General features: G+C 66.1%; 22 protein-coding genes and 1 pseudogene. 13 read left to right on the top strand and 10 right to left on the bottom strand.

What is annotated here, in order from left to right; genetic code table 11:
- Nucleotides 1-8: 8 nt before the first annotated feature.
- On the top strand, nt 9-473 hold the full coding sequence (locus WS61_RS16410) for a DUF2214 family protein (RefSeq protein ID WP_059501542.1): 465 nt from the start codon (nt 9-11) through the stop codon (nt 471-473).
- Between the two features lie 224 nt (nt 474-697).
- On the opposite strand, the gene gudD is transcribed toward WS61_RS16410, so the two are convergent.
- Nucleotides 698-2050: a glucarate dehydratase gene (gene gudD / locus WS61_RS16405; RefSeq protein ID WP_059501540.1), complete on the bottom strand. Its 1353-nt coding sequence runs from the start codon at nt 2048-2050 to the stop codon at nt 698-700.
- Between the two features lie 355 nt (nt 2051-2405).
- Here gudD and WS61_RS16400 point away from each other — a divergent pair, with 355 nt between their 5' ends.
- Nucleotides 2406-3155, top strand: a complete 750-nt coding sequence (locus WS61_RS16400; RefSeq protein ID WP_034206811.1) for a FadR/GntR family transcriptional regulator — start codon at nt 2406-2408, stop codon at nt 3153-3155.
- A 138-nt stretch (nt 3156-3293) separates the two neighbouring features.
- On the opposite strand, the gene WS61_RS16395 is transcribed toward WS61_RS16400, so the two are convergent.
- The 3 genes from WS61_RS16395 to pdxY all read right to left on the bottom strand — a co-directional run bounded on the left by WS61_RS16395 (nt 3294) and on the right by pdxY (nt 8188).
- Nucleotides 3294-4442 carry a branched-chain amino acid ABC transporter substrate-binding protein gene (locus tag WS61_RS16395; protein ID WP_059501713.1) on the bottom strand — a complete coding sequence of 383 codons (1149 nt, stop codon included), beginning with the start codon at nt 4440-4442 and terminating at the stop codon, nt 3294-3296.
- Nucleotides 4443-4809: 367 nt separating this feature from the next.
- Complete coding sequence (locus tag WS61_RS16390) at nt 4810-6954, bottom strand: phosphocholine-specific phospholipase C (RefSeq protein WP_059501538.1); 2145 nt, start codon at nt 6952-6954, stop codon at nt 4810-4812.
- A gap of 373 nt (nt 6955-7327) precedes the next feature.
- Complete coding sequence (gene pdxY, locus WS61_RS16385; protein WP_059501536.1) at nt 7328-8188, bottom strand: pyridoxal kinase PdxY; 861 nt, start codon at nt 8186-8188, stop codon at nt 7328-7330.
- 184 nt (nt 8189-8372) lie between these two features.
- On the opposite strand from pdxY, the gene WS61_RS16380 reads away from it, so the two are divergent.
- Nucleotides 8373-9434: an alpha/beta fold hydrolase gene (locus WS61_RS16380; RefSeq protein ID WP_059501534.1), complete on the top strand. Its 1062-nt coding sequence runs from the start codon at nt 8373-8375 to the stop codon at nt 9432-9434.
- A 36-nt stretch (nt 9435-9470) separates the two neighbouring features.
- Here WS61_RS16380 and WS61_RS16375 read toward each other — a convergent pair whose 3' ends face one another.
- On the bottom strand, nt 9471-10469 hold the full coding sequence (locus WS61_RS16375; protein WP_059501532.1) for an LLM class flavin-dependent oxidoreductase: 999 nt from the start codon (nt 10467-10469) through the stop codon (nt 9471-9473).
- Nucleotides 10470-11106: 637 nt separating this feature from the next.
- On the opposite strand from WS61_RS16375, the gene hpnI reads away from it, so the two are divergent.
- The 5 genes from hpnI to WS61_RS16350 all read left to right on the top strand — a co-directional run bounded on the left by hpnI (nt 11107) and on the right by WS61_RS16350 (nt 16435).
- Entirely contained in the window at nt 11107-12282 is a 1176-nt protein-coding gene (gene hpnI, locus WS61_RS16370; protein WP_059501530.1) for a bacteriohopanetetrol glucosamine biosynthesis glycosyltransferase HpnI, read from the top strand.
- A gap of 133 nt (nt 12283-12415) precedes the next feature.
- Complete coding sequence (gene hpnJ / locus WS61_RS16365; RefSeq protein ID WP_306453344.1) at nt 12416-13858, top strand: hopanoid biosynthesis associated radical SAM protein HpnJ; 1443 nt, start codon at nt 12416-12418, stop codon at nt 13856-13858.
- Nucleotides 13859-13861: 3 nt separating this feature from the next.
- Complete coding sequence (gene hpnK / locus WS61_RS16360) at nt 13862-14746, top strand: hopanoid biosynthesis-associated protein HpnK (RefSeq protein WP_059501528.1); 885 nt, start codon at nt 13862-13864, stop codon at nt 14744-14746.
- Complete coding sequence (locus WS61_RS16355) at nt 14743-15792, top strand: lysylphosphatidylglycerol synthase domain-containing protein (protein ID WP_059501527.1); 1050 nt, start codon at nt 14743-14745, stop codon at nt 15790-15792. The genes hpnK and WS61_RS16355 overlap by 4 nt, the downstream gene beginning before the upstream one ends.
- A gap of 88 nt (nt 15793-15880) precedes the next feature.
- Entirely contained in the window at nt 15881-16435 is a 555-nt protein-coding gene (locus tag WS61_RS16350; protein WP_034206821.1) for a lipoprotein, read from the top strand.
- A gap of 3 nt (nt 16436-16438) precedes the next feature.
- Here WS61_RS16350 and WS61_RS16345 read toward each other — a convergent pair whose 3' ends face one another.
- Both WS61_RS16345 and WS61_RS35665 read right to left on the bottom strand, forming a co-directional pair.
- A complete protein-coding gene (locus WS61_RS16345) occupies nt 16439-16735 on the bottom strand; it encodes a BrnA antitoxin family protein (protein ID WP_059501524.1) in 297 nt (98 codons plus the stop codon).
- Nucleotides 16719-17330, bottom strand: coding sequence for a BrnT family toxin (locus tag WS61_RS35665; RefSeq protein WP_257127277.1), 612 nt, complete (start codon nt 17328-17330; stop codon nt 16719-16721). The genes WS61_RS16345 and WS61_RS35665 overlap by 17 nt, the downstream gene beginning before the upstream one ends.
- Nucleotides 17331-17412: 82 nt before the next feature.
- Between WS61_RS35665 and WS61_RS16335 the strand changes: the two genes are divergently transcribed.
- The 5 genes and pseudogenes from WS61_RS16335 to WS61_RS36085 form a co-directional block, all read left to right on the top strand.
- Nucleotides 17413-18102, top strand: a complete 690-nt coding sequence (locus tag WS61_RS16335; protein WP_006488734.1) for an ABC transporter permease — start codon at nt 17413-17415, stop codon at nt 18100-18102.
- Complete coding sequence (locus WS61_RS16330) at nt 18099-18812, top strand: ABC transporter permease (RefSeq protein ID WP_034206823.1); 714 nt, start codon at nt 18099-18101, stop codon at nt 18810-18812. The genes WS61_RS16335 and WS61_RS16330 overlap by 4 nt, the downstream gene beginning before the upstream one ends.
- Before the next feature lie 20 nt (nt 18813-18832).
- Nucleotides 18833-19633, top strand: coding sequence for an ABC transporter ATP-binding protein (locus tag WS61_RS16325; protein ID WP_034206824.1), 801 nt, complete (start codon nt 18833-18835; stop codon nt 19631-19633).
- Nucleotides 19634-19655: 22 nt separating this feature from the next.
- The gene (locus tag WS61_RS16320) at nt 19656-20696 is read left to right on the top strand and encodes a GlxA family transcriptional regulator (RefSeq protein ID WP_059501520.1); all 1041 of its coding nucleotides are present in this window, start codon (nt 19656-19658) and stop codon (nt 20694-20696) included.
- A gap of 71 nt (nt 20697-20767) precedes the next feature.
- Nucleotides 20768-20839, top strand: a pseudogene (locus WS61_RS36085) (ion transporter); the annotation flags it as partial.
- Nucleotides 20840-20898: 59 nt separating this feature from the next.
- Here the strand turns inward: WS61_RS36085 and WS61_RS16315 are convergent.
- From WS61_RS16315 to WS61_RS33555, 3 genes are read right to left on the bottom strand one after another with little or no spacing between them, the layout of a single operon-like run.
- Nucleotides 20899-21237 carry a hypothetical protein gene (locus WS61_RS16315; protein ID WP_059501518.1) on the bottom strand — a complete coding sequence of 113 codons (339 nt, stop codon included), beginning with the start codon at nt 21235-21237 and terminating at the stop codon, nt 20899-20901.
- Nucleotides 21234-21866 carry a type VI secretion system amidase effector protein Tae4 gene (locus WS61_RS16310; protein WP_059501516.1) on the bottom strand — a complete coding sequence of 211 codons (633 nt, stop codon included), beginning with the start codon at nt 21864-21866 and terminating at the stop codon, nt 21234-21236. Before WS61_RS16310 ends, WS61_RS16315 begins: the two co-directional genes overlap by 4 nt.
- Before the next feature lie 3 nt (nt 21867-21869).
- A complete protein-coding gene (locus WS61_RS33555) occupies nt 21870-22439 on the bottom strand; it encodes a PAAR domain-containing protein (RefSeq protein ID WP_095211756.1) in 570 nt (189 codons plus the stop codon).
- Nucleotides 22440-22956 lie beyond the last annotated feature (517 nt).

The following is a 22956-nucleotide window of genomic DNA, read 5'->3' as shown; positions in this document are numbered from 1 at the left end:
GAGGCGCGATGATCGTCCATTGGTTGCTGGCCGCCATTCACCTGAGTGCGTTCGGCGTCGCGTTCGCCGCGATCGCGGGGCGCAACCGCGCGTTGCGCCGGCTCGTCGCTTCGTCGCAGGCGGCCGATTTGCCCGGCGTGTTCAAGGCCGATGCGGTCTGGGGGCTGTCCGCGCTCGTGCTGATCGCGACGGGGCTTGTACGAGCGTTCGGCGGTTTCGAGAAAGGGACCGCGTACTACCTGCACGAACCGTTCTTTCACCTGAAGATGACCGCGCTCGCACTGATCCTGCTGCTCGAGATCGCGCCGATGCTGGGGCTGATCCGCTGGCGTGTCGCCGCGCGGCGGCAGCAGATGCCCGATATCGGCCGTGCGCGCACTTATGTGCGGATCGGCCACTGGCAGGCGGTGCTGGTGATCGTCATCGTCTTCGCCGCGTCGGGGATGGCGCGGGGGATAGGGGCGCCCGGTTAGGGGCGCCCGGCTAGGGACGCCCGGTTAGGGGCGTCCGGCCGGACACCCGGCTAGGACTGACCGGCTAGGCGCGGCCCGCCTGTCCGGCACGGCGGCAGCCATCCGGATCTCGTCCCACTCGCGAGGCGTTTCGAGCCCGACGCCAGCCGGCCCGGCCACGCACGGCGTCGTGCCTGCCGATCCCCGTCCGACCGGGCGGTTCCGCCGCCCGGCTTGCCCCATGCTCAGCGCACGAGGCAGGGGCGCTTGTTGTCGAACGTCCAGCCCGGGATCAGATACTGCATCGCCGCCGCGTCGTCGCGGGCGCCGAGGCCGTGCTGCTTGTACAGCTCGTGTGCGCGTGCGACCGCGTCCATGTCGACGTCGATGCCGAGCCCCGGCCGCTTCGGCACTTCCACCAGCCCGTTCTCGATCTTCAGCGGCTCGCGCGTCAGCCGTTCGCCGTCCTGCCAGATCCAGTGCGTATCGATCGCGGTGACCTGGCCCGGCGCCGCGGCCGCGACGTGCGTGAACATCGCGAGCGACACGTCGAAGTGGTTGTTCGAATGCGAACCCCACGTGAGGCCCCAGTCGCGGCACATCTGCGCGACCCGCACCGACCCCTGCATCGTCCAGAAGTGCGGATCGGCGAGCGGGATGTCGACGGCGTGCAACTGCACCGCATGGCCCATCTGCCGCCAGTCGGTCGCGATCATGTTGGTCGCCGTCGGCAGCCCCGTCGCGCGGCGGAATTCGGCCATCACCTCGCGACCCGAGTAACCGTTCTCCGCGCCGCAAGGATCTTCCGCATACGCGAGCACGTGATGCTGGTCGCGGCACAGCCGCACGGCCTCGTCGAGCGACCATGCGCCGTTCGGATCGAGCGTCACGCGCGCGTCGGGGAAGCGCTCGGCGAGCGCCGTCACGGCTTCGATCTCGCGTGCCCCCTCGAATACGCCACCCTTCAGCTTGAAGTCGTTGAAGCCGTAGCGCGCATGCGCGGCTTCGGCGAGCCGCACGACGGCTTCGGGCGTCAGCGCGGCTTCGTCGCGCACGCGCGTCCAGTCGTCGGTCGCGCCGCGGCCGTCGCGGTAGGGCAGTGCGGTCTTCGTGCGGTCGCCGATGTAGAACAGGTAGCCGAGCATTTCGACGCGCTCGCGCTGCTGGCCCTCGCCGAGCAGCGCGGCGACCGGCACGCCCAGATGCTGGCCGAGCAGGTCGAGCAGTGCGGCTTCGAGCGCGGTGACCGCGTGGATCGTCGTGCGCAGGTCGAAGGTCTGCAGTCCGCGGCCGCTCGCGTCGCGGTCGGCAAAGGTGCGCCGCACGTCGTTGAGCACCGCTTGATGGTTGCCGACCGGCTGGCCGACGACCAGTGCGCGCGCGTCGTCGAGCGTACGGCGGATGCTTTCGCCACCGGGCACTTCGCCGACGCCCGTGCGGCCCGCGCTGTCCTTCAGGATCACGAGGTTGCGGGTGAAGAACGGGCCGTGCGCGCCGCTCAGGTTGAGCAGCATGCTGTCGTGGCCGGCGACCGGAATCGCTTGCAGGTCGACGATGCGCGGCGTGTCGTGGGAGGGCGAGGCAGTGACGGCGTTCATGGGCGGCGATGGCGAAAGAGTGGGCGATGCCGTGCGGCAAAAGCTTTGCCGCGCGCGGCGGGAGGTGCGATCATTCGACAACCGACGTGCGCGGCGCGCAAGCCCGCATGCCGACGCAACCCGAAACGGGGTGGGAGCGACAGCCGGCCAGCGGAGCGCAGAACGCGAACGCGGGTCGATCGTCGCGCATGGGACCAGATGTGCTGAACAGCCGATCTGAGTCGACAGGAGATCCATGCGCCGATCATCAGTCGTCGGATGACTTGTGACGCAGTATAATGAATCATCGGCTTTCGCTCAAACCCCGCGTAAACCCTCGGCTCACATTACGATCATTCAAAAAGGAACCGGCCACATGTCCGTGCCTACGCTTCCCGCAGCGCCGCGCCGTCGCGCACGCAGCCTCGCACAAGATGTCGTCGACGCGCTGACCGCGCAGATCGAAAACGGCACGCTGCGTCCCGGCGACAAGCTGCCGACCGAAACCGAAGTCATGGCGGCACAGGGCGTGAGCCGCACGGTCGTGCGCGAGGCGATCTCGCGGATGCAGGCGAGCGGCCTCGTCGAGACGCGCCACGGCATCGGCAGCTTCGTGCTGGAGCCGTCGCGCCGCCAGACGCTCGGCATCGATCCCGCGACGATCACGACGCTGCGCGACGTGCTCGCGGTGCTGGAGTTGCGCATCAGCCTCGAAAGCGAGTGCGCGAGCCTCGCCGCGCAGCGTGCGAACGATACCGACCTCGCCGCACTGCGGCGCGCGCTCGACGCGATCGCGACGGGCGCGGGCAGCGGCCGCGACACCGCGCAGCTCGATTTCCAGTTCCACCTGCAGATCGCCCAATCCACCGGCAACCGCTATTTCGTCGACATCATGACGCAGCTCGGCACGTCGATCATCCCGCGCACGCGCGTGAATTCGGCGCGCTTTGCCGGCGACGACCTCGAGCGCTACGTCGGCCGGCTGAACCACGAGCACGAGGACATCTACGAGGCGATCGCGCGCCACGATCCGGAAGCCGCCCGCGCCGCGATGCGCACGCACCTCACGAACAGCCGCGAGCGGCTGCGCCGCGCGCACGAGGCAGCCGAGGCCGAGGCAGGTTGACCGTCAAGTCTCGCGGGACTCGCATGGATGCGTGTCCCGCCGCATGGCATTAACATCAGTCGTCATATAAGGTCGGCATGACCGCCTCGATGTCGGCGGCCACGCGGCATTTCCGCCGCCGGCCGCTTCCCTCGCCGCTCAGCCCCCCTTCGTCACGATCGTCTTCCACGCGCCGTTCTTCACCTGGTACAGCGTCGACATCCCGCTCTTCAGCGAGCCGTCGTTCGAGAACGAGATACGGCCGGTCACGCCTTCGAAGTCGATTTTCTTGAGTGCCGGGCGATAGGCCTTCGGGTCGGTCGAACCGGCCGCCTGCATCGCCTTGATCGCCGCCCATGCGGCGTCGTAGCCGAACTGCGCGTACGACAGCACGTCGACGCCGAAGCGCTTCTTGAAGCGCGCCTCGAAATCCTTCCCCTGCGGCAGCTCGTCGAGCGGCCGGCCATATTCCCACGCCATCGCGCCTTCGGCGGCCGGCCCCGCGATCTTGATGAACTCGTTGTCCTTCACGCCGCCGCCGCCGACGAACTGCGCATTCAGCCCGAGCTGCCGCATCTGCTTGATGAAGTTCGCGGCGAGCGAGTCGAGGCCGCCGAAGAAGATCAGGTCGGGATTCTTGGCCTTCAGGCTCGTGATCTGCGCGCGGAAATCGACCGCCTGGTTGCTGGTGAACTCGCGCCCGATGAGGTTGCCGCCGGCGGCTTTCACCGCCTTCTCGAATTCGTCGGCCTCGCCCTGGCCGAACGCCGTGCGGTCGTCGATGATCGCGATGCGCTTCGCCTTCGTCACGTCGACCGCGTACTTGCCCGCGTTGCCGGCATTCTGGCCGTCGGTCGCGATCACCATGAACATGTTCGCGAGCCCGCGCGACGTGAGCGTCGGATTGGTCGCGGCCGGGTCGATCACCGGAATGCCGGCCTTGTCGTAGACCACCGATGCCGGGATCGTCGTCCCCGAGTTGAAGTGACCGACCACGACCGACACGTTCTGGTCGACCAGCGCCTGCGCGGCCTGCACGCCGATGCGCGGGTCGGCCTGGTCGTCCTGCACGACGAGATTGAAACGGGCAGGCTTGCCGGCGATCAGCACCTTCTGCGCGACCGCATCGTCGAGCGCGAGTTGTACGCCGTTTTGCAGATCCTTGCCGTAGCCGGCATTCACGCCCGTGAGCGGCGCGGCGAAGCCGACTTTCACGTCGGTTGCGTCGGCGGCCTGGGCGGCCTGTTGCGAGAGGAGGGCAAGCGCGGATGCAATCGACACCGACAGCAGGGAATGACGGAATTTCATGTTGTTCCTCTTGTTCGACACCTGCGAGTAGGTACCGCACGCGTTCGGCGGGCAGGCGCGTGCGACGGGCGGGCGGTTCGACCGCTTCTCGGAATCGGGCGGGGAGGTCGGCATCGTGATTCTCGGAAACATCTCCCGTCAGGCTCCGCGAAGAGCCCCGATTGCCTCGATATATAGGTCGCCGATATGCACGGGTCTTGGAAATTTGTCGCGCATTCGATGCGGATTTGCGCATAGCTTCCGCGCGTGCGCGGGCGGCCGGTATCGGGAATTTCCCGTCGCGAACGGAATGGCCGGGGGAGGAAGGGGGCGGAGCGGGGCAACGCAGCGGCGCGGCCCGCCGGGGCCGCGCCGCGTTGGGTCGACGTCAGTCGGACAAGGCGTCCGATGCGGCTTCGGCGTCGTCGTGCGACGCGGTCGTGCGGATCAGCGGGTCGCTGGTGCTTGGGCGGCCCGTTTCGACGTGACCCGCGAAGCGGCGCAGGAAGCCGAGCAGCCGGCCGTCGCTGACGGTCAGGTCGTACCAGCCGTGGCTGCCGCGCAGGTCCCAGTAATCGTCGACGTGCGCGCCCGGCGCGAGGTCGAACGTGCGCGCTTGACCGTGGCCGTACGCGTTCGTGACCTTGAGCCGCACGGCCTTGTGGCCGCGGTTCATCAGGCGCAGCGTGATGTTGCCGTTCGCGACGTCGTAGCCGTAGATCACCTCGGGGTTCACGTTCGCGCTGCCGACACCGGTCGCGAACGGGCCGCGGAAATGGCAGTAGAAGCCGTTCGGGCCGTACACGTCGAGGTCGTACAAGCCGAGCGACGCGGCGGCGCTCCACGTGTCGGCGACGCGCTTGCCGGCTTCGACCGTGTACGCCCACGGGCCGTCGACGCGATTGCGCGACTGGACCTGGAACGCCGCGCCTGCCCGGCCCGTGTTCGCGAAGGTCAGCCGGAACTGGCCGTTCGCGGCTTCGACGCGGCCGTGCACGAACAGCTCGTACGGCAGCGCACGCGCCGGACGCAGCCCGGCCTCCTGTTTCGGCAGCTTCTGCAGCACCGGCGGCACCGGGATGTAGTCGGGATGGCGCGCGCGGTCGGGCGGCGCGTAGCCGCTCGTGTCGGGCAGCGTCGGCCAGGCGGCGTCCGCGGTCGCGAAGTCGAACGCCGACGTCAGGTCGCCGCACACCGCGCGACGCCACGGCGACACGTTGGCGGCCGTGACCGGATACTGCGCGCCGAACCGCGCCTCGATGAATTGCAGCAGCGACGTGTGATCGAAGGTCTGCGAGCAGACCCAGCCGCCCTTGGTCCACGGCGACACGACCAGCATCGGCACGCGCGGCCCCAGGCCGTACGGGCCGGCCATGTGCGATGCGTCGCCGGCGTATACCTCGTTGGTCGTCGCGACCGTCGACAGCCCGTTGTCGCGCGACTGCGGCGCGAACGGCGGCGGCACGTGATCGAAGAAGCCGTCGTTTTCGTCGTACGTGATGAAGAGCGCGGTCTTGCTCCACACGTCGGGATTCGACACGAGCACCTTCAGCACCTGCTCGATGTACCACGCGCCGTAGTTGGCGGGCCAGTTCGGATGCTCGGAATATGCTTCCGGCGCGCAGATCCACGACACCTGCGGCAGCGTGCCGTTCTTCACGTCCTGCTGCAGCACGTCGAACAGCGTGCCGCCGGCGCTGATGTTGGTGCCGGTGCGCGCCTTGTCGTACAGCGGCGTGCCGGGCAGCGCGGTGCGGTACTGGTTGAAGTAGAGCAGCGAGTTGTCGCCGTAGTTGCCGATGTACGGGTTTTGCGTCCAGCCCCACGAGCCGTTCGCGTCGAGCCCGGTGCCGATGTCCTGGTAAATCTTCCATGACACGCCGGCCTGTTCGAGCACTTCCGGATAGGTCGTCCAGCCGTAGCCCTTTTCGTCGTTGCCGAGCACCGGGCCGCCGCCCGTGCCGTCGTTGCCGACGTAACCCGTCCACATGTAGTAGCGGTTCGGGTCGGTCGAGCTCGGGATCGCGCAGTGGTACGCGTCGCAGATCGTGAACGCGTCGGCGAGCTGGTAGTGGAACGGGATGTCGTCGCGCTTCAGGTACGCCATCGTCGTGGTGCCCTTGTTCGGCACCCACTGGTCGTAGCGGCCCTTGTTCCAGGCGGCGTGCATGTCCTGCCAGCCGTGCGGCAGGTCCTGCAGGAACTGCAGGCCGAGCTTGTCGGCGCCCGGGTGGAACGGCAGCAGTTCGGCCGGGCCGACCGGCTGGTGAAACACCGATTTGCCGTTCGCGAGGCGCAGCGGGCGCGGGTCGCCGAAGCCGCGGACACCGCGCATCGTGCCGAAGTAGTGGTCGAACGAACGGTTCTCCTGCATCAGGATCACGATGTGTTCGATATCGCGGATCGTGCCGGTGCGGCGGTTCGCGGGAATCGCGAGCGCATCTCGGATCACGGGCGGGAACAGGTTCAGCGCGGCGGCGCCGGCAGTGCCGGCGGCGACGCGCAGGAAGTCACGACGGTTCGATCGGGTCATGGTCGTTATCGTGCGGAAAAGGGGGAGCCGATTGGCGGGACCTGCGGGAACGGCGCGCGCCGGGTCGCAGGATGCGGCTGCGCCGGTTCGTGCCGCCGCGAGCATAGCGAGGAATCGGTGTCATTCATGTGAAGTCCGGAAACGTTTGCACGCGCGGATCGGATAGCGGGCGACGGCACGCCGCCGTACGAACCGCGAGGAAGCGGCGACGGTCGAGGCGGGCGGCGCGTGGCACGCCGGAGGAGTGGGGAGCGGCGGGACGGGTGCGGGGGCGGCAGAGGGACGGCAGAGGGAAGGCAGAGGGCGGTAGAGAGCGGCAAAGGTGCAGAGGGTGCAGAGGGGCGGCAGCGGCGACGATCGCGATGCGCATGCGTCAGGCGTCGGTCACCCACGCGCCGAACCATTCGCTCGGCCGCGCGATTTCGTCCTGCGCGGCGACGAGTTCGAGCTCGTAGCGGCGGGCGTCGTAGGTGGCCTTCACGACCGCATGCACGGCCGCGAGCGTGTGCTCGAACGCGGCGCGCACCGAGTCGCCGCGCAGCCGGCACGCGACGAAGATCGCGCTAGTCAGGTCGCCGACGCCGACCGGATGGCGCGGAAACGCATACAGCGGCCGCTGGCCGATCCACGCTTCGGTTTCGGTGACGGCGAGCATGTTGAAACGGTCGGCCGGGCTGTTGCGGTCGTGCAGGTGCTTGACGAGGATGATCTTCGGGCCGCGGCGGATCAGCGCGCGGCAGGCGTCGACGGCTTCGGCGACGGTCTCGATGCGTCGCCCGGCGAGCTTCTGCAGCTCGGTGTGGTTCGGCGACATGCCGTCTGCCAGCGCGGGCATCTCCTGGACGATGAATTCCTCGACGCCGGGCTCGGGCCGGATGCCGCCCGTCTGGCCCATCGCCGGATCGCAGAAGTACCATGCGTTCGGATTCATCGCCTTCACCGAGCGCACGATCTCGGCCGCCGCGCGCGCCTGCGGCGGCGAGCCGAGAAAGCCGGACAGCACCGCGTCGCAACGCTTGAGCGCGCCGATGGCGGCGACGCCGTCGACGAGCTGTTCCATCTTCGCGGCATCGATCGCGCTGCCGGCCCAGTGGCCGTACTGCATGTGATTCGACAACTGGACGGTGTTGAGCGGCCAGACGTTGATGCCGAGACGCTGCATCGGGAACACGGCCGCACTGTTGCCGGCATGGCCGTAGATGACGTGCGACTGAATGCTGAGGACGTTTTTCATGGGAATTCGCCTGCACGCGTTTCAGGGTCACGTCACACGATACCCGAGTTCGTCGTGCGCACGGAAGTCGCGCGGCCCCGGAGTGTTGCGCGTCGTCGTCATGCGACCGCGTAAAATCGCGGGGCGCGATGCAGCACGGGTGCAGCCCGACTGCCCGCGCGCGTCTCCAATCACCGTGATCGCCATGCTTTCGATTTGCAAGATGTTGTCCGTCGCGCGCGCCGCCGTGCTCGGCGCGAGCGCCGCCGCCGCGTGCGCGATACCCGTTGCGACCGTCGCCGCGACACCCGCCGCCAACGACGGGCCCGTGTACGGCCCGCGCCTCGAAGGGTTCGCGTATCCGGCGCCCGTGCACGAATACGCGTTCGTGTCGCAGCGCGAAACCCTCGAGATGGCGTACCTCGACGTGCAGCCTGCGCACCCGAACGGCCGCACCGTCGTGCTGCTGCACGGGAAGAATTTCTGCGCGGCGACCTGGGAGGACACGATCGGCGTGCTGAGCCGCGCCGGCTATCGCGTGATCGCGCCGGACCAGATCGGCTTCTGCAAGTCGTCGAAGCCCGAGCGCTACCAGTACAGCTTCCAGCAACTCGCGCGCAACACGCACGCGCTGCTCGAATCGGTCGGCGTGAAGTCGGCGACGATCATGGGCCACTCGACGGGCGGGATGCTCGCGATCCGCTACGCGCTGATGTATCCGAAGGCGACCGAGCAGCTCGTGCTCGTGAACCCGATCGGCCTCGAGGACTGGAAAGCGCTCGGCGTGCCGCCGCTGTCGGTCGACTACTGGTATGCGCGCGAACAGAAGACCACGGCCGACGGGATCCGCCGCTACGAGCAGGGCACGTACTACGCGGGCAAGTGGTCGCCGTCGTACGAGCGCTGGGTGCAGATGCTCGCCGGGATGTATCGCGGCGCCGGCCGAGACGCGGTCGCGTGGAACTCCGCGCTGATCTACGACATGATTCTCACGCAGCCGGTGGTCTACGAACTCGGCGCGATCCGCGTGCCGACGCTGTTGATGATCGGCGACAAGGATACGACCGCGATCGGCAAGGACGTCGCGCCGCCCGACGTGCACGCGAAGCTCGGCCGCTATCCGGAGCTCGCGAAGCGCACGCAGGCCGCGATTCCCGGCGCGCAGCTCGTCGAATTCCCGGCGCTCGGACACGCGCCGCAGATCCAGGACCCGGACGCGTTCCACAAGGCGCTGCTCGACGGGCTGGAGGCCGTGCACCCGCAGTGATGCGGGGCAGGCGGCCGGCCGCGCGCGGTCGTGCCGTCAGCTTGCCTCGTTCGCGAGCTCGTCGCGGATCTGGGCGGTCAGCTCGAACGAGCGCAGCCGCGCGGCATGATCGTAGATCTGCGCGGTGACGATCAGCTCGTCGGCGCCCGTCTGCGCGATACGGTCGCGCAGCTTGTCGCGCACCGTGTCGCGCGAACCGACTGCCGCGAACGACAGCGAATGCGCGACGGTCGCGAGTTCGAGTTCGTTCGCCTCGAGCACGTCGACGGGCGGCGGCAGCTTGCCCGGCGTGCCGCGCCGCAGGTTGATGAACTGCTGCTGCAGCGACGTGAACAGGCGCCGCGCCTCGTCGTCGGTGTCGGCCGCGAACACGTTGACGCCGACCATCGCATGCGGCTTCGGCCACGCGGCCGACGGCCGGTACTGCGCGCGATAGATCTCGAGCGCCCGCATCAAATAATCCGGCGCGAAGTGCGACGCGAACGCGAACGGCAGCCCGAGCATCGCCGCGAGCTGCGCGCTGAACAGGCTCGAACCGAGCAGCCACACCGGAACGTCGAGCCCGGCGCCCGGCACCGCCCGCACGCGTTGACCGGGTACCGGCTCCGCGAAGTAGCGCTGCAACTCCGCGACGTCATCCGGAAACGAGTCCGCGCTGCCGATCAGGTCGCGGCGCAGCGCGCGCGACGTGGTCTGGTCGGTGCCCGGCGCGCGGCCGAGGCCGAGATCGATGCGCCCCGGATACAGCGACGCGAGCGTGCCGAACTGCTCGGCGATCACGAGCGGCGCGTGGTTCGGCAGCATGATGCCGCCCGACCCGACCCGGATCGTCTGCGTGGCGCCCGCGACGTGGCCGATCACGACGGCGGTGGCCGCACTCGCGATCCCCGGCATGTTGTGATGCTCGGCCAGCCAGTAGCGCCGGTAGCCCCAGCGCTCCGCGTGCTGTGCGAGATCGACGGTGTTACGGAACGCTTGCGAGGCGTCGGCGCCGGCCGGAATGGGGGCGAGATCGAGTACGGAAAAGGGTGTCATCGGGGGACCTTCGAAACGGGGTGGCGTGGTGATGCGATTACGCAACAAACGCCAAGGATTTTGCCAAAGGGTTCCGGAACGTGCTGGCAACGCGCGGATACCCATGCGCCTTACAGGGGCGCAGGGTTGCTTGCGACGATCGTTGCAAAAATCAATCTAATCGTCGATTAATTACCAAACTTTACGGCGATTGGAAGTGATACCGCATCGACACACAAATTTGCACGAAACGTTTGATTTTCAAGACTGCAATACGCCTGCAAAGTGCTTACGCTAATGTGAACGTGGCCGGACCGATCGGGTTCGTCGACCGCTCAGCTTTGCCGGAATTGCACTAGTCCGTTTCTCGTAGCGCCGAGCGCGGGGGGGCGCGGACTGCTAAAATCCGGCGCCTGCCCATGTTGTGCCGATGGAGCCATTCGAGTCTTCCCGCATGCCGTCCTGGCGCTGCGCGGGGATACGCCACGCGAAGCCGGGCATGGCCGAACCCGAACAACGGGTCGTGCCTCCCCCTTACAGACGCTGCTGGAACAAGGAGTCGGGTCGTGCCCGCGTTCGTCGTTGTCGGAAAACCGCATCACGCTCAATCGCGCTCAAGCGTTTGCCATGGCGCCCATGCCGCCGGGAGGCGTCGCGCATGACGCCCACCGTCACGCTGCTCGACTGGCTCCTGATCGCGTTCACGCTGGCCGCGGCCGGTTATGCGCTCGTCGCGGCCTTCGCGCCGCGGCCGCGCACGCCGCGCACGGCGGTGCGCGACGGCTTCGAGCCGGTCAGCGTGCTCAAGCCGCTGTGCGGCGCCGAGCCGCACCTGTACGAAAACCTCGCGACTTTCTGCGCGCAGCGCCATCCGCGCTATGAGGTGCTGTTCGGCGTCGCATCGTCCGCCGATCCGGCGATCGCCATCGTCGAGCGGCTGCGCGCCGATCATCCGGAGTGCGACATCACGCTCGTGATCGACGCGCGCGTGCATGGCAAGAACCTGAAGGTCAGCAACCTGATCAATCTCGCCGAGCGCGCGAAATACGGTCGCATCGTGATCGCGGACAGCGACATCGCGGTGCAGCCCGACTATCTGGAGCGCGTGACGGCGCCGCTCGCCGACGCGTCGGTCGGGGTCGTCACGTGCCTGTATCATGCGCGCAGCGTCGGCGGCTTCTGGACGCGGATCGGCGCGCAGTTCGTCGACGCCTGGTTTGCGCCGTCGGTGCGGATCACGCACCTCGGCCGCTCGAGCCGTTTCGGCTTCGGCGCGACGCTCGCGCTCACGCGCGACACGCTCGACCGGATCGGCGGTCTCTTCGCGCTGAAGGACGAGCTGGCCGACGATTTCTGGCTGGCCGAGCTGCCGCGCCGCCTCGGGCGGCGCACCGTGCTGTCGGAGGTCGAGGTCGCGACCGACGTGATCGAACCGTCGTTCGGGCCGCTATGGCACCGCGAGACGCGCTGGCTGCGCACGATTCGTTCGCTGAACCCGGCCGGCTTCGCGTTCCTGTTCATTACGTTTACCGTGCCATGGCTCGCGATCGGCGCGGCGCTCGCATTGCGCCTCGACGGCACCTTCGCCGGCTGGCTGGCGGGCGGAGCGGCTGCGGTCGGCGCATTCGGGCGGCTCGTGCTGCATGCGCGCGGCGAGGACGGCTGGCGCGCGTTCTGGCGCGACCTGCCGCTCGTCGCGGTGCGCGACACGCTGCTCGCGCTCGAGTGGCTCGCGGCCGCGTTCGGCACGCAGGTCGTGTGGCGCGGCGCAAGGATGACGGTCGTCGGCGGCGAGCGCGCGACGGCGGCCGTGGAAGCAGTGGACGGCCGCTAGGGCTGTCGATCGAACCGGCCCGCGGGCCGAGACGCGTCGCACGGCGAAGCCGCGCGGCGCGACATGACGGAGAGGCGGGCGCCGGCATGGCGGCCCGCGGTTTTTTGACTGAATCGTTGTAACGAAACGAACTATGCAGGCTACCGGAGCATTCATGAAAACGCTGTTCTTGCAGGCCCCTTCGTATGACGGCTTCGACGGCGGAGCCGGCTCGCGCTATCAGGCGAAGCGCGAAATCCGTTCCTTCTGGTATCCGACCTGGCTCGCGCAGCCGGCCGCGCTCGTGCCGGGCAGCCGCGTCGTCGACGCGCCGGCCGACGGCCTGTCGGTCGAGGAGACGCTGAAGATCGCCAACGACTACGATCTCGTGATCATCCACACGAGCACGCCGTCGTTCCCGACCGACGCGATGTTCGCGCAGGATCTGAAGAAGATGAAGCCGTCGATGCTGGTCGGCATGGTCGGCGCGAAGGTGATGGTCGATCCGCACAACTCGCTCACGGCGAGCGACGCCATCGACTTCGTGTGCCGCGAGGAGTTCGACTACACCTGCAAGGAACTCGCCGAAGGCAAGCCGTTCCCCGAGATCAAGGGCTTGAGCTGGCGCGCGAAGGACGGTTCGATCGAGCACAACGAAGCGCGTCCGATCCTCGAGAACATGGACGAGCTGCCGTTCGTCGCGCCCGTCTACAAGCGCGACCTGAAGATCGACAACTATTTCATCGGCTATCTGAACTATCCGTACGTGTCGATCTACACGGGCCGCGGCTGCAAGTCCCGCTGCACGTTCTGCCTGTGGCCGCAGACGGTCAGCGGCCATCGCTACCGCACGCGCTCGGTCGAGAACGTGCTCGCGGAAGCGAAGTGGATCCGCGACAACATGCCGGAAGTGAAGGAACTGATGTTCGACGACGACACCTTCACCGACGACCTGCCGCGCGCCGAAGCGATCGCGATCGGTCTGGGCAAGCTCGGCATGACCTGGTCGTGCAACGCGAAGGCGAACGTGCCGTACAAGTCGCTGAAGGTGATGAAGGAGAACGGCCTGCGCCTGCTGCTGGTCGGCTTCGAATCGGGCGACGACCAGATCCTCGTGAACATCAAGAAGGGCGTGCGCACCGATTTCGCGCGCCGCTTCAGCGCGGACTGCAAGAAGCTCGGCATCAAGATCCACGGCACCTTCATCCTCGGCCTGCCGGGCGAGACGCAGGAGACCATCAAGAAGACGATCGAGTACGCGAAGGAAATCAACCCGCACACGATCCAGGTCTCGCTCGCCGCGCCGTATCCGGGCACGACGCTCTACAAGCAGGCCGTGGAAAACGGCTGGATGGAAGAGAACAAGACCATCAACCTGGTGAGCAAGGAAGGCGTGCAGCTCGCCGCGATCGGCTATCCGCACCTGTCGCGCGACGAGATCTATCACCACCTCGAGCAGTTCTATCGCCAGTTCTACTTCCGTCCGTCGAAGATCTGGGAGATCGTGCGCGAGATGCTGACGAGCTGGGACATGATGAAGCGTCGCCTGCGCGAAGGCGTCGAGTTCTTCCGCTTCCTGCGCGCGCACGAGGCCTGATCCGTGGCGACGCAGCGGGCGGCGCAGGCGCTGATTTTCACCGCGGACGACTTCGGGCTGCATCCGCGCGTCAACGCGGCGGTCGAGCGCGCGCATCGCGACGGCGTGCTGAACGCCGCCAGCCTGATGGTCGGTGCGCCCGCGGCGCAGGATGCGATCGAACGCGCGCGGCGGCTGCCGTCGCTCGCGGTCGGCCTGCATCTGGTGCTCGCGGACGGGCCGGCCACGCTTCCCGCGCATGACATTCCCGCACTCGTCGGCCCCGACGGGCGATTCGGCGACGCGATGGCGAAGGACGGCTGTCGCTTTTTCTTCCTGCCGCACGTTCGCGCGCAACTGCGCCGCGAAATCCGTGCGCAGTTCGATGCGTTCGCGGCGAGCGGCCTGCCGCTCGACCACGTGAACGCGCACAAGCATTTCCACCTGCATCCGACCGTGCTGTCGATGATCGTCGAGATCGGCCGCGACTACGGGCTGCGCGCGGTGCGGCTGCCGTACGAAACCGGCGCGCCCGCGTGGCTCAAGCCGTGGATCGCGCTGGTGCGCGCTCGGCTGAACCGGGCCGGGCTCGCGCATAACGACTACGTGGTCGGCATCGAGCGGACGGGCGCGATGGACGAGGCCGTGCTGCTCGACGCGCTCGCGAAGCTGCCGCCGGGTGTCGGCGAGATCTATTGCCATCCGGCCGAAGCCGGCGACGGCCCGATCACGCCGACGATGGCCGGCTACCGTCCGGTCGACGAACTGGATGCGCTGCTGTCGCCGCGCGTCGCGGCCGCGCTGAAGGCGGCGGGCGTCGCGACCGGCGGCTTCGCCGCCGTATTCGGCGAGCCCGCGGCACGGCGCGGCGCGCACGCGTCGCGGGCGCCGGGAGCCCAGCCGTCATGAGCAAGTGGATCAAGTGGCTCGGCTGGCCGATCGGCGTCGGCATCCTGCTCGCGCTGGGGCTGCACGAAGGCGTCGGCGACGTGTCGCAGATGCTCGCGCGCGCCGGCTACGCACTGCTGTGGTTGGTGCCGTTCCACGCTCTGCCGCTGCTGCTCGATGCGTACGCGTGGCACCTGCTGCTCGACCGGCGCAGCTCGCTGCGGTTCCTGTGGTGGATCGCGACCGTGCGCGAGGCCGTGAATCGGTTGCTGCCCGTGGTCGGGATCGGCGGCGAGATCGTCGGCATCCGGCTCGCGCGCTGGCAGGTGCCCGACGCGAGCCGTGTGACTGCGTCGGTGATCGTCGAGGTGCTCGTGACGATCGTCGTGCAGTATGCGTTCGCGGCGCTCGGCCTCGTGCTGCTGCTCGCGGCAACCGACAACATGGGCGGCGGCACGATCGGCCTCGCGCTGTTGCTGACGCTGCCGTTGCCGGTGCTCGGCGTGGTGCTGATGCGGCGCGGCGGCATCTTCCATGCGATCGAGCGTTTCGCGGGCCGCCTGCTCGGCGATTCGCACCGGCTGCTGCAGGGCGTCGACGGCCGTCGGCTCGACGCCGACATCGATTCGCTGATGTCGCGCACGGGCCTGCTGTTCAGCGCCTTCTTCTGGCAACTGGCCGGCTACGTGCTCGGCGCGCTCGAGATCTACTGGGCGCTCGCGCTGCTCGGCCACCCGGTGTCGATCGGCGGCGCGATCGCGATCGAGGCGATGACGCAGGCGGTGCGGCATGCGGCTTTCATGGTGCCGGGCGGGCTCGGCGTGCAGGAAGCGACCGTCGTGCTGCTCGCGCAGATGTTCGGCGTCGACCGCGAGACGGCGCTGTCGCTCGCGGTGGTCAAGCGCGGCCGCGAGGTGCTGTTCGGTTGCCTCGCGCTCGGCTCGTGGCAGCTCGTCGAGCTGCTGCGCACGCGCCGCCGTCTGGGCGCGCCGCTGGCCGTGCCGCGCACCGCGCCGCCGGCGAATCGGGCGTCCGAAACCCGGGCCGAAACGGAAACGACGCATTGAATCCGGGACGGGTCGCACGGCCCGTCTCGCGCTTTCGGCGTCGCGCGGGTATCCTTGCCGCGTGTTTCCTACACGCGCAACTCTTCCGATGATTTTCCGTTTCCGGCTGCTTTCCGTGACGATGCTGGCCGCTGCGCTGGCGCTAACCGGTTGTGACGACCAAGGCCATCTCGACGTGCAACGTATCAGGGACTTCTTCAACGCGATCAAGCCCGCGCCGCTGCTGCTGAAGGGGCTGAAGGTCGGCGAATCGACCGAGGCCGACGTGCGCGGCACGATGGGCAAGCCCGAGACCGAGCGCACGTTCACCGACGGCTCGAAGCGTCTCGAATATCCGCGCGGCCCGATGGGCAACCAGACCTGGTTCGTCGACCTCGATGCGAACGGGCGCTACACGGGCGCGACGCAAGTGCTGACCGCCGAGAATTTTGCGAAAGTGCGCCCGGGGATGAACGAGGACGAGGTGCGACGCCTGCTCGGCAAGCCTGGCGACATCGCGCAATACCCGCTGAAGCCCGAGACGGTCTGGAGCTGGCGCTGGCTCGAGGACGGCGTCAACACCGATGCGTTCTTCAACGTCCATTTCGGCCCGGACGGGCTCGTCTATACGACTTCGCGCTCCGACATCCTGAAAGGGCGGTGACGTTTACGCGCGGCGCTTCTTCAGCCAGTCGCGCAGCGCGTCGTTCATGCGCGTCTGCCAGCCGGGGCCGTCCGCCCGAAACGCGGCGAGGATGTCGGCGTCGTAGCGGATGCTGACCTGTTCCTTCGGGTGCTCGAGCTTCGGGCGCCCGAATTTCTTCGCGACGACCTCGACGAATGGCTCCATCGCATCGATTTCTTCGTCACTGAGTTCATGGGCGTCCGAATCGGCGGCGATGCCGCGCGCGATCGCCGCTTCTTCCTCGGGCGTGTTGCGTATGAATTTAACCGCCTTCTTCATATCGAATCATCTCTCGGTTGTTGGCTTTTCGCAGGCTGACGACACGCAGCGCGCGGCCGCGCGGGACGACGATCGCCGTGTGAAGGCGCGCGCCGATCGGCACCAGGCAGACCCAGCGCGTCTCGCCGTAATCGCGACGAACGTCCGGCCACGCGCACGCTGCGTCCCACTCGGCGAATTCGGCCATTCGCAGCGATATGCCATGTTTCAGTCGGTTCGACAGATCCTTGGCATCATCGAAAACGAACGGAATTCCGACTAATTGTGGATGCGAAAACATGAGGTGGCAAGAAGTTTTTGTAGATGCAAAAATGAGGCGTCGCCGCGGATGACATCGAATCGGCCCGCATCGCGTCGCGGGCATGAGCGAGCGATTGTGTGGCGTATGTCCGGACATGCCCATTCGGCTCGATGGCCAGTGCGGCGCTATATCGAAAAAGCGACCGGAAAATTGCAAAAAACCCGCTTCCCGACGTGTCATGAGACTGTCAGGAAACGGGTTTTTCCCTTTTGAAACAGCGGCGTAAGTCGTGCGCACAAATGGTGGGACGAATTGCTGCGACGCAGCAAACGCGCGCACGGTGATTTGAGGCAATCAATTTCGCTTGCGACTATCCGCGTCAGCCCGGCGCGGGACAGGCATACGCGTCGGCATTCATTCAATTCTGGAGACGCGCGTGTTCCTTTACGGCTTTGGTCCTGTCCTCTGGGCCGGCACCGTGCAGACCATCGAGCTGTCGGTGCTGTCGCTCGCCACTGCGGTGGCATTGGGACTGATCGGCGCGGTGGCGAAGCTGTCGCACAACCGGGTGCTGCGAGCGATCGCGACCGGTTATACGACGCTGATCCGCTCGGTGCCCGATCTTGTGCTGATGCTGCTGCTGTTCTACAGCATCCAGATCTGGCTGAACCAGTTCACCGACCTCGTCGGCTGGAACCAGATCGACATCGATCCGTTCGTGGCCGGCGTGCTGACGCTCGGCTTCATCTACGGCGCGTACTTCACCGAGACGTTCCGCGGCGCGTTCCTGTCGGTCCCGCGCGGCCAGCTCGAAGCCGGCGCGGCCTACGGGATGAGCGGCGCGCGCGTGTTCGCGCGGATCATGTTTCCGCAGATGATGCGCTTTGCGCTGCCGGGCATCGGCAACAACTGGCAGGTGCTCGTGAAGGCGACCGCGCTGGTGTCGATCATCGGTCTTGCGGACGTCGTGAAGGCCGCGCAGGACGCCGGCAAGAGCACCTTCAACATGTTCTTCTTCATCCTCGTCGCGGCGCTGATCTATCTCGCGATCACGACCGTCTCCAACCTCGTGCTGATCCAGCTCGAGAAGCGTTATTCCATGGGCGTGCGGCACGCAGAACTATGATCGAGATCCTCCAGGAATTCGGCAAGGCGTTCCTTTTCTGGGACGGCCAGCGCCTGTCCGGCCTCGCGGTGACGCTGTGGCTGCTCGTCGCATCGATTTCGCTCGGCTTCGTGTGCGCGGTGCCGCTCGCGGTCGCACGCGTGTCGAGGAACAAGTGGGTGTCGATGCCCGTGCGGTTCTACACGTACGTGTTTCGCGGCACGCCGCTCTACGTGCAGTTGCTGCTGATGTACACGGGCATGTACAGCCTCGAGTTCGTGCGCTCGCATTCGCTGCTCGACGCGTTTTTCCGCAGCGGCTTCAACTGCGCGATCCTCGCGTTCGCGCTGAACACCTGCGCATACACCACCGAGATCTTCGCCGGCGCGATCCGTGCGATCCCGCACGGCGAGGTCGAGGCGGCGCGTGCGTACGGGATGACGCCGTTCACGATGTACCGCCGCGTGATCCTGCCGTCGGCGCTGCGCCGTGCGCTGCCGCTGTACAGCAACGAGGTGATCCTGATGCTGCACGCGACGACCGTCGCGTTCACGGCGACCGTGCCGGACATCCTGAAGGTCGCACGCGACGCCAATTCCGCGACCTACATGGCGTTCCAGTCGTTCGGAATCGCCGCGCTGATCTATCTTGCGGTATCGTTCGCACTCGTCGCGGCGTTTCGCCGCGCGGAGCGCCACTGGCTCGCGTATCTCGCGGCCGCCCGTCATTGAATTCACTCGAGGAGAGCCAGTTGGCCGAGATCACTCAAACGAGCGCGTCCGCTTCCGTGAAGCTTGCCGCGGTCGACATTCACAAGCGCTACGGCGACAACGAGGTGCTCAAGGGCGTGTCGCTGGACGCGAAGGCGGGCGACGTCATCAGCATCATCGGCGCGAGCGGCTCGGGCAAGAGCACGTTCTTGCGCTGCATCAATTTCCTCGAGCGGCCGAATGCGGGGCAGATCGTCGTCGACGGCGAGGCCGTGCGCACGAAGGCCGACAAGACCGGCGCGCTGGAGGTGGCCGATCACAAGCAGCTGCAGCGCATCCGCACGAAGCTCGCGATGGTATTCCAGCACTTCAACTTGTGGGCGCACATGAACGTGCTCGAGAACGTGATGGAAGCGCCCGTGCACGTGCTCGGCATTTCGAAGAAGGAAGCCGAGGAGCGTGCGCGCGAGTACCTGGAGAAGGTCGGCCTGCCGCCGCGCGTCGAGAAGCAGTATCCGTCGCATCTGTCCGGCGGCCAGCAGCAGCGCGTGGCGATCGCGCGGGCGCTGGCGATGCATCCGGACGTGATGCTGTTCGACGAGCCGACCTCCGCGCTCGATCCGGAGCTGGTGGGCGAAGTGCTGAAGGTGATGCAGAAGCTGGCCGAGGAAGGCCGCACGATGATCGTCGTCACGCACGAGATGGGCTTCGCACGCAACGTGTCGAACCACGTGATGTTCCTGCACCAGGGGCGGACCGAGGAAGAGGGCGATCCTAAGGAAGTGCTGGTGCGCCCGCAGAGCGAGCGGCTCAAGCAGTTCCTGTCGGGCAGCCTCAAGTAACGCGACAGGGCAGGTTTCAACCGTGGTACCGGTGTCCCGTCCCGCAGGCGCCACCCGCACGACGCAGGTGGCGATCGTTGCATTGCCGCCCGTGTCGATGTCGGGTGTGGGTCCGATCGTCGATGCGCTGAATCTCGCGAACGAGATCGACGGGCGGCTTTTGTACCGCTGGCAGGTGTGTTCGTGGGATGGGCGGCCGGTGCCGCTCGCGGGCGGCGCGCAATGGCATGCCGATGCGGCGTTCAACGATGCGATCGCGTGCGACTGGTTGATCGTCGTGTCGGAGCGGTTTCAGCAGTTTGCCGATTACCGGCTGTTTCTCGCGAGTCTCGCCCGGGTCGGGCAGCGCACGCCCGTCGTGACCGGCATTCACCACGGCGTGTGGTGGCTTGCGATGGCGGGACAGCTCTCCGGGTATCGCGTGAGCGTGAACTGGGAGACGTACCAGCAGTTCGCCGAACAGTTCGAGCGGTCGATCGTCACGCAGCAGATTTTCGAGATCGATCGCGACCGGGCGACTTGTGCCGGTGGGCAGGCAACCGTCGATTTCATGCTGGCCATGATTGGCCGGGAGCATGGGGCGGACCTCGCGGAGCGGATTGCCGATGCGCTCGGGGTCGGGGCGCTGCGCAGCGGCGAGGAGCGGCAGCGGATTCCTTTTGTCACCGCGCCCGGCGAGCGGCATCCTCGGTTGAACGACGCGTTGCTGTTGATGGAGGCCAATGTCGAGGATCCGCTGACTACCGATGAGATCGCCGGGTTGGTCGGCGTGTCGCGCCGACAGCTCGAGCGGCTCTTTCGGCAGTATCTCGGGGCGATGCCCTCCAAGTATTACCTCAATCTTCGATTGCTCAAGGCAAGGACGCAGTTGCAGCGGACCAGCAAGTCCGTCGTTCAAGTGTCGCTCGCCTGTGGGTTCTCTTCTGCTGCGCATTTTTCCAACGCTTATCGAGAGAGGTTCGGCGTCACGCCGCGGGAAGATCGACGAGCCTGGCTCGAGAAGCAGACGGGTGGCGGTAGCGAGCCTCGGGGGGGAGCGCTCGTCGAGCGGGGGAAGGGGTGAGGGTGGTTTGGTTTGTTTGGCGGTTTGCTCGCGTTTTTCGTGAAATGCCTGTGATCGTGTCGGTCTGTTAGCGTCGCCCCTGCGCGGGGCGGCGGTCACTTTTCTTTGTCTTGCCAAAGAAAAGTAACCAAAAGAAAGGCGCTGTGAGCGCTAACGGCTAGGTCGCGCGGCGGGACTCAATTGGCTTTGCCTTAACGCAGTATTACTCGTGGGCAGGCCCAAATACGGGCATGGCGTAGGGGGCGACATAGAACAGAATCGCCAGCAGCGTCGCAACGCCGAAAGCGATAGACCACCTGCGACCCGACCATCGTTGATAGGCCACGGCGTTCAGCACACCGAACGCGACGGCAGGCCACAGGAGCGACGCAAGCAATTCGGCGACGAATCTCGCATGCGGCGCGCAGTGCTCCATATCGTTGCATCCTGTTGCGTCTGATTTCACCTCGGGCCAGTGAATATGATTCGCTGCATAGATGGACGCCCATGTGACGAACAAGCCCCATGCAATACCTAGAACCGCCAGTACCGTACGCTTCATTTCACTTCCCAAAAGAGAATTTCTTTCGAATTGGAAAGATCGGAAAACCAGTTATCGTCGCTGCCGGTCAGGTAGGAGTGAAGGCTGCGGAACTGCGACATGCCGACGCGAAATCGAAGGAAGCTCACGAGCGAAGGCGTGAGCGTGTCTTTGTTCCAGAGATCGATATGACCACCGCTCAGCGAGTCGGCTGAGTCGCCCTCCTGACGCCAATAGCCGAAAAAGTAGATGATACCGGTTCGATTCTTTACCTTGTCCTGCCAATCCGAACCGGTAATGTTTTCAGGTTTGCCGAGGCCGAGGAAAGGGCGAAGCTTCAACCATTCAGCGAGTTCGTAAGCGCGCGTCGCTGTCGCTTTTCCGCCAAGTACCAGGCGACCCAGTGTCTTCTTGCCGGGCATCGGCTTTAGCACGTTTTGAGAAAACGACTTCATATCGCTTCCAATGCCGTGAAACGCGACGCTCATGCGAATAGCGCATTGGTTAGCATATTCGCCAGTCGGGTCATCGTAGGGGTCTTTCTTCGGGTACGCGTTCCAAAGCGCTTGGAAGGACAATGCTTGTAGTTGCACGGGCTTCTTTGAATTTGGCGTGTCGTTCGTGCGGACCTTTGTAGGTCGATTAGGCATGACTCACCCTGCAATGTTTTTTGCAATGGCTTCGTCACCCCAATAGACGGTGTAGTTTCCCGATTCGTCGCCGGTGTTGATGCGCGGTAGCTCGCCGCTTGCATCGAGTACGCCAGAATGGATGCGGCCGTCGGCTGTCTCGATGTAATACGGGTAACCCTCCGGGCCGTCGGGAATACTGCCGTCAGCCGCCGCCTTGATCTGTTCGTCGAATGCACCCTTCTTGAGCGACCGGACACCTCCCGTTGCCGTGCGGCTAGAAACGACTTCCCCCAGACCCTTTAGCTGATCATCGCACCACGCTTGATCTGCAAGTACAGCAACGATGCTTGGTGGAGTCGAGCAGCCGCACAGGACAATATCGCCGTCGAGTGCAACTTCACCCTGGAACCTGAGTCGATAGGGGCCGCCCGCTTTTGCAATGATGCCGGTGCTTTGGCAGGCAGTGCAGAATGCACTACCGCCGATCAAGGCTACTTGATGCCCGCGGACCAGGAATCGTGGTCCATCATATGAGCCGATTGTTCCGCCGTTTGACAGGCTATCGCCGACGACTGCAATTCTTCTATTCATGTTGGGTCCCTCCCGGAAGTCTCGATCATAGTCGCCCGGCGCAAGGGGCCATCTCGATATTGTTCGAGACGTTTGAGATGGCACCACCCTGAGGGGCGAGCTTCAAGCGCGCGGGGAATCGTCATTTTTGGCATCCGGCGCCGCCGTCCCGCTGGTGGCAGTAAACTGATTGCGTTGTTTGAGGGTGTGTCCCTGTCGAGCGAAGCGAGGACGGAGCGAGCGAGCGGTATACCGCTCCGTGGGGTAGCGAGTGGTGTCGGAACCATTGCTCGAACCACTCCGTTGTCCTGACTGGCGCGGACACTTAGATGGTGGCCACTCTGATGGCCATGGCACCGGGAGGTCATGCGATTTCGAGCGCCTTTCTTTTGGTTACTTTTCTTTGGCAAGACAAAGAAAAGTGACCGCTGCCCCGCGCAGGGGCGACGCTAATGGACCGACGGGCCTGTCAGGAATTTTGTGTTTAAGGCATAACATGCTCCCAAGGAGAGTTTATGCCTCGCAAACCGAAAGCCCA

The sequence above is a fragment of the Burkholderia sp. ABCPW 11 genome (genome assembly GCF_001523445.1).
Lineage (GTDB): Bacteria > Pseudomonadota > Gammaproteobacteria > Burkholderiales > Burkholderiaceae > Burkholderia.
Note: the sequence above shows the minus strand (reverse complement) of the source record. Positions and strands in the feature narration are given on the sequence as shown.

Excerpts from the sequence above, each read along its gene's own strand:
- WS61_RS16410 (WP_059501542.1), top strand. The coding sequence starts at position 9 with ATGATCGTCCATTGGTTGCTGGCCGCCATTCACCTGAGTGCGTTCGGC.
- gudD (WP_059501540.1), bottom strand. The coding sequence starts at position 2,050 with ATGAACGCCGTCACTGCCTCGCCCTCCCACGACACGCCGCGCATCGTC.
- WS61_RS16400 (WP_034206811.1), top strand. The coding sequence starts at position 2,406 with ATGTCCGTGCCTACGCTTCCCGCAGCGCCGCGCCGTCGCGCACGCAGC.
- WS61_RS16395 (WP_059501713.1), bottom strand. The coding sequence starts at position 4,442 with ATGAAATTCCGTCATTCCCTGCTGTCGGTGTCGATTGCATCCGCGCTT.
- WS61_RS16390 (WP_059501538.1), bottom strand. The coding sequence starts at position 6,954 with ATGACCCGATCGAACCGTCGTGACTTCCTGCGCGTCGCCGCCGGCACT.
- pdxY (WP_059501536.1), bottom strand. The coding sequence starts at position 8,188 with ATGAAAAACGTCCTCAGCATTCAGTCGCACGTCATCTACGGCCATGCC.
- WS61_RS16380 (WP_059501534.1), top strand. The coding sequence starts at position 8,373 with ATGCTTTCGATTTGCAAGATGTTGTCCGTCGCGCGCGCCGCCGTGCTC.
- WS61_RS16375 (WP_059501532.1), bottom strand. The coding sequence starts at position 10,469 with ATGACACCCTTTTCCGTACTCGATCTCGCCCCCATTCCGGCCGGCGCC.
- hpnI (WP_059501530.1), top strand. The coding sequence starts at position 11,107 with ATGACGCCCACCGTCACGCTGCTCGACTGGCTCCTGATCGCGTTCACG.
- hpnJ (WP_306453344.1), top strand. The coding sequence starts at position 12,416 with ATGCAGGCTACCGGAGCATTCATGAAAACGCTGTTCTTGCAGGCCCCT.
- WS61_RS16355 (WP_059501527.1), top strand. The coding sequence starts at position 14,743 with ATGAGCAAGTGGATCAAGTGGCTCGGCTGGCCGATCGGCGTCGGCATC.
- WS61_RS16350 (WP_034206821.1), top strand. The coding sequence starts at position 15,881 with ATGATTTTCCGTTTCCGGCTGCTTTCCGTGACGATGCTGGCCGCTGCG.
- WS61_RS16345 (WP_059501524.1), bottom strand. The coding sequence starts at position 16,735 with ATGAAGAAGGCGGTTAAATTCATACGCAACACGCCCGAGGAAGAAGCG.
- WS61_RS16330 (WP_034206823.1), top strand. The coding sequence starts at position 18,099 with ATGATCGAGATCCTCCAGGAATTCGGCAAGGCGTTCCTTTTCTGGGAC.
- WS61_RS16315 (WP_059501518.1), bottom strand. The coding sequence starts at position 21,237 with ATGAAGCGTACGGTACTGGCGGTTCTAGGTATTGCATGGGGCTTGTTC.
- WS61_RS16310 (WP_059501516.1), bottom strand. The coding sequence starts at position 21,866 with ATGCCTAATCGACCTACAAAGGTCCGCACGAACGACACGCCAAATTCA.
- WS61_RS33555 (WP_095211756.1), bottom strand. The coding sequence starts at position 22,439 with ATGAATAGAAGAATTGCAGTCGTCGGCGATAGCCTGTCAAACGGCGGA.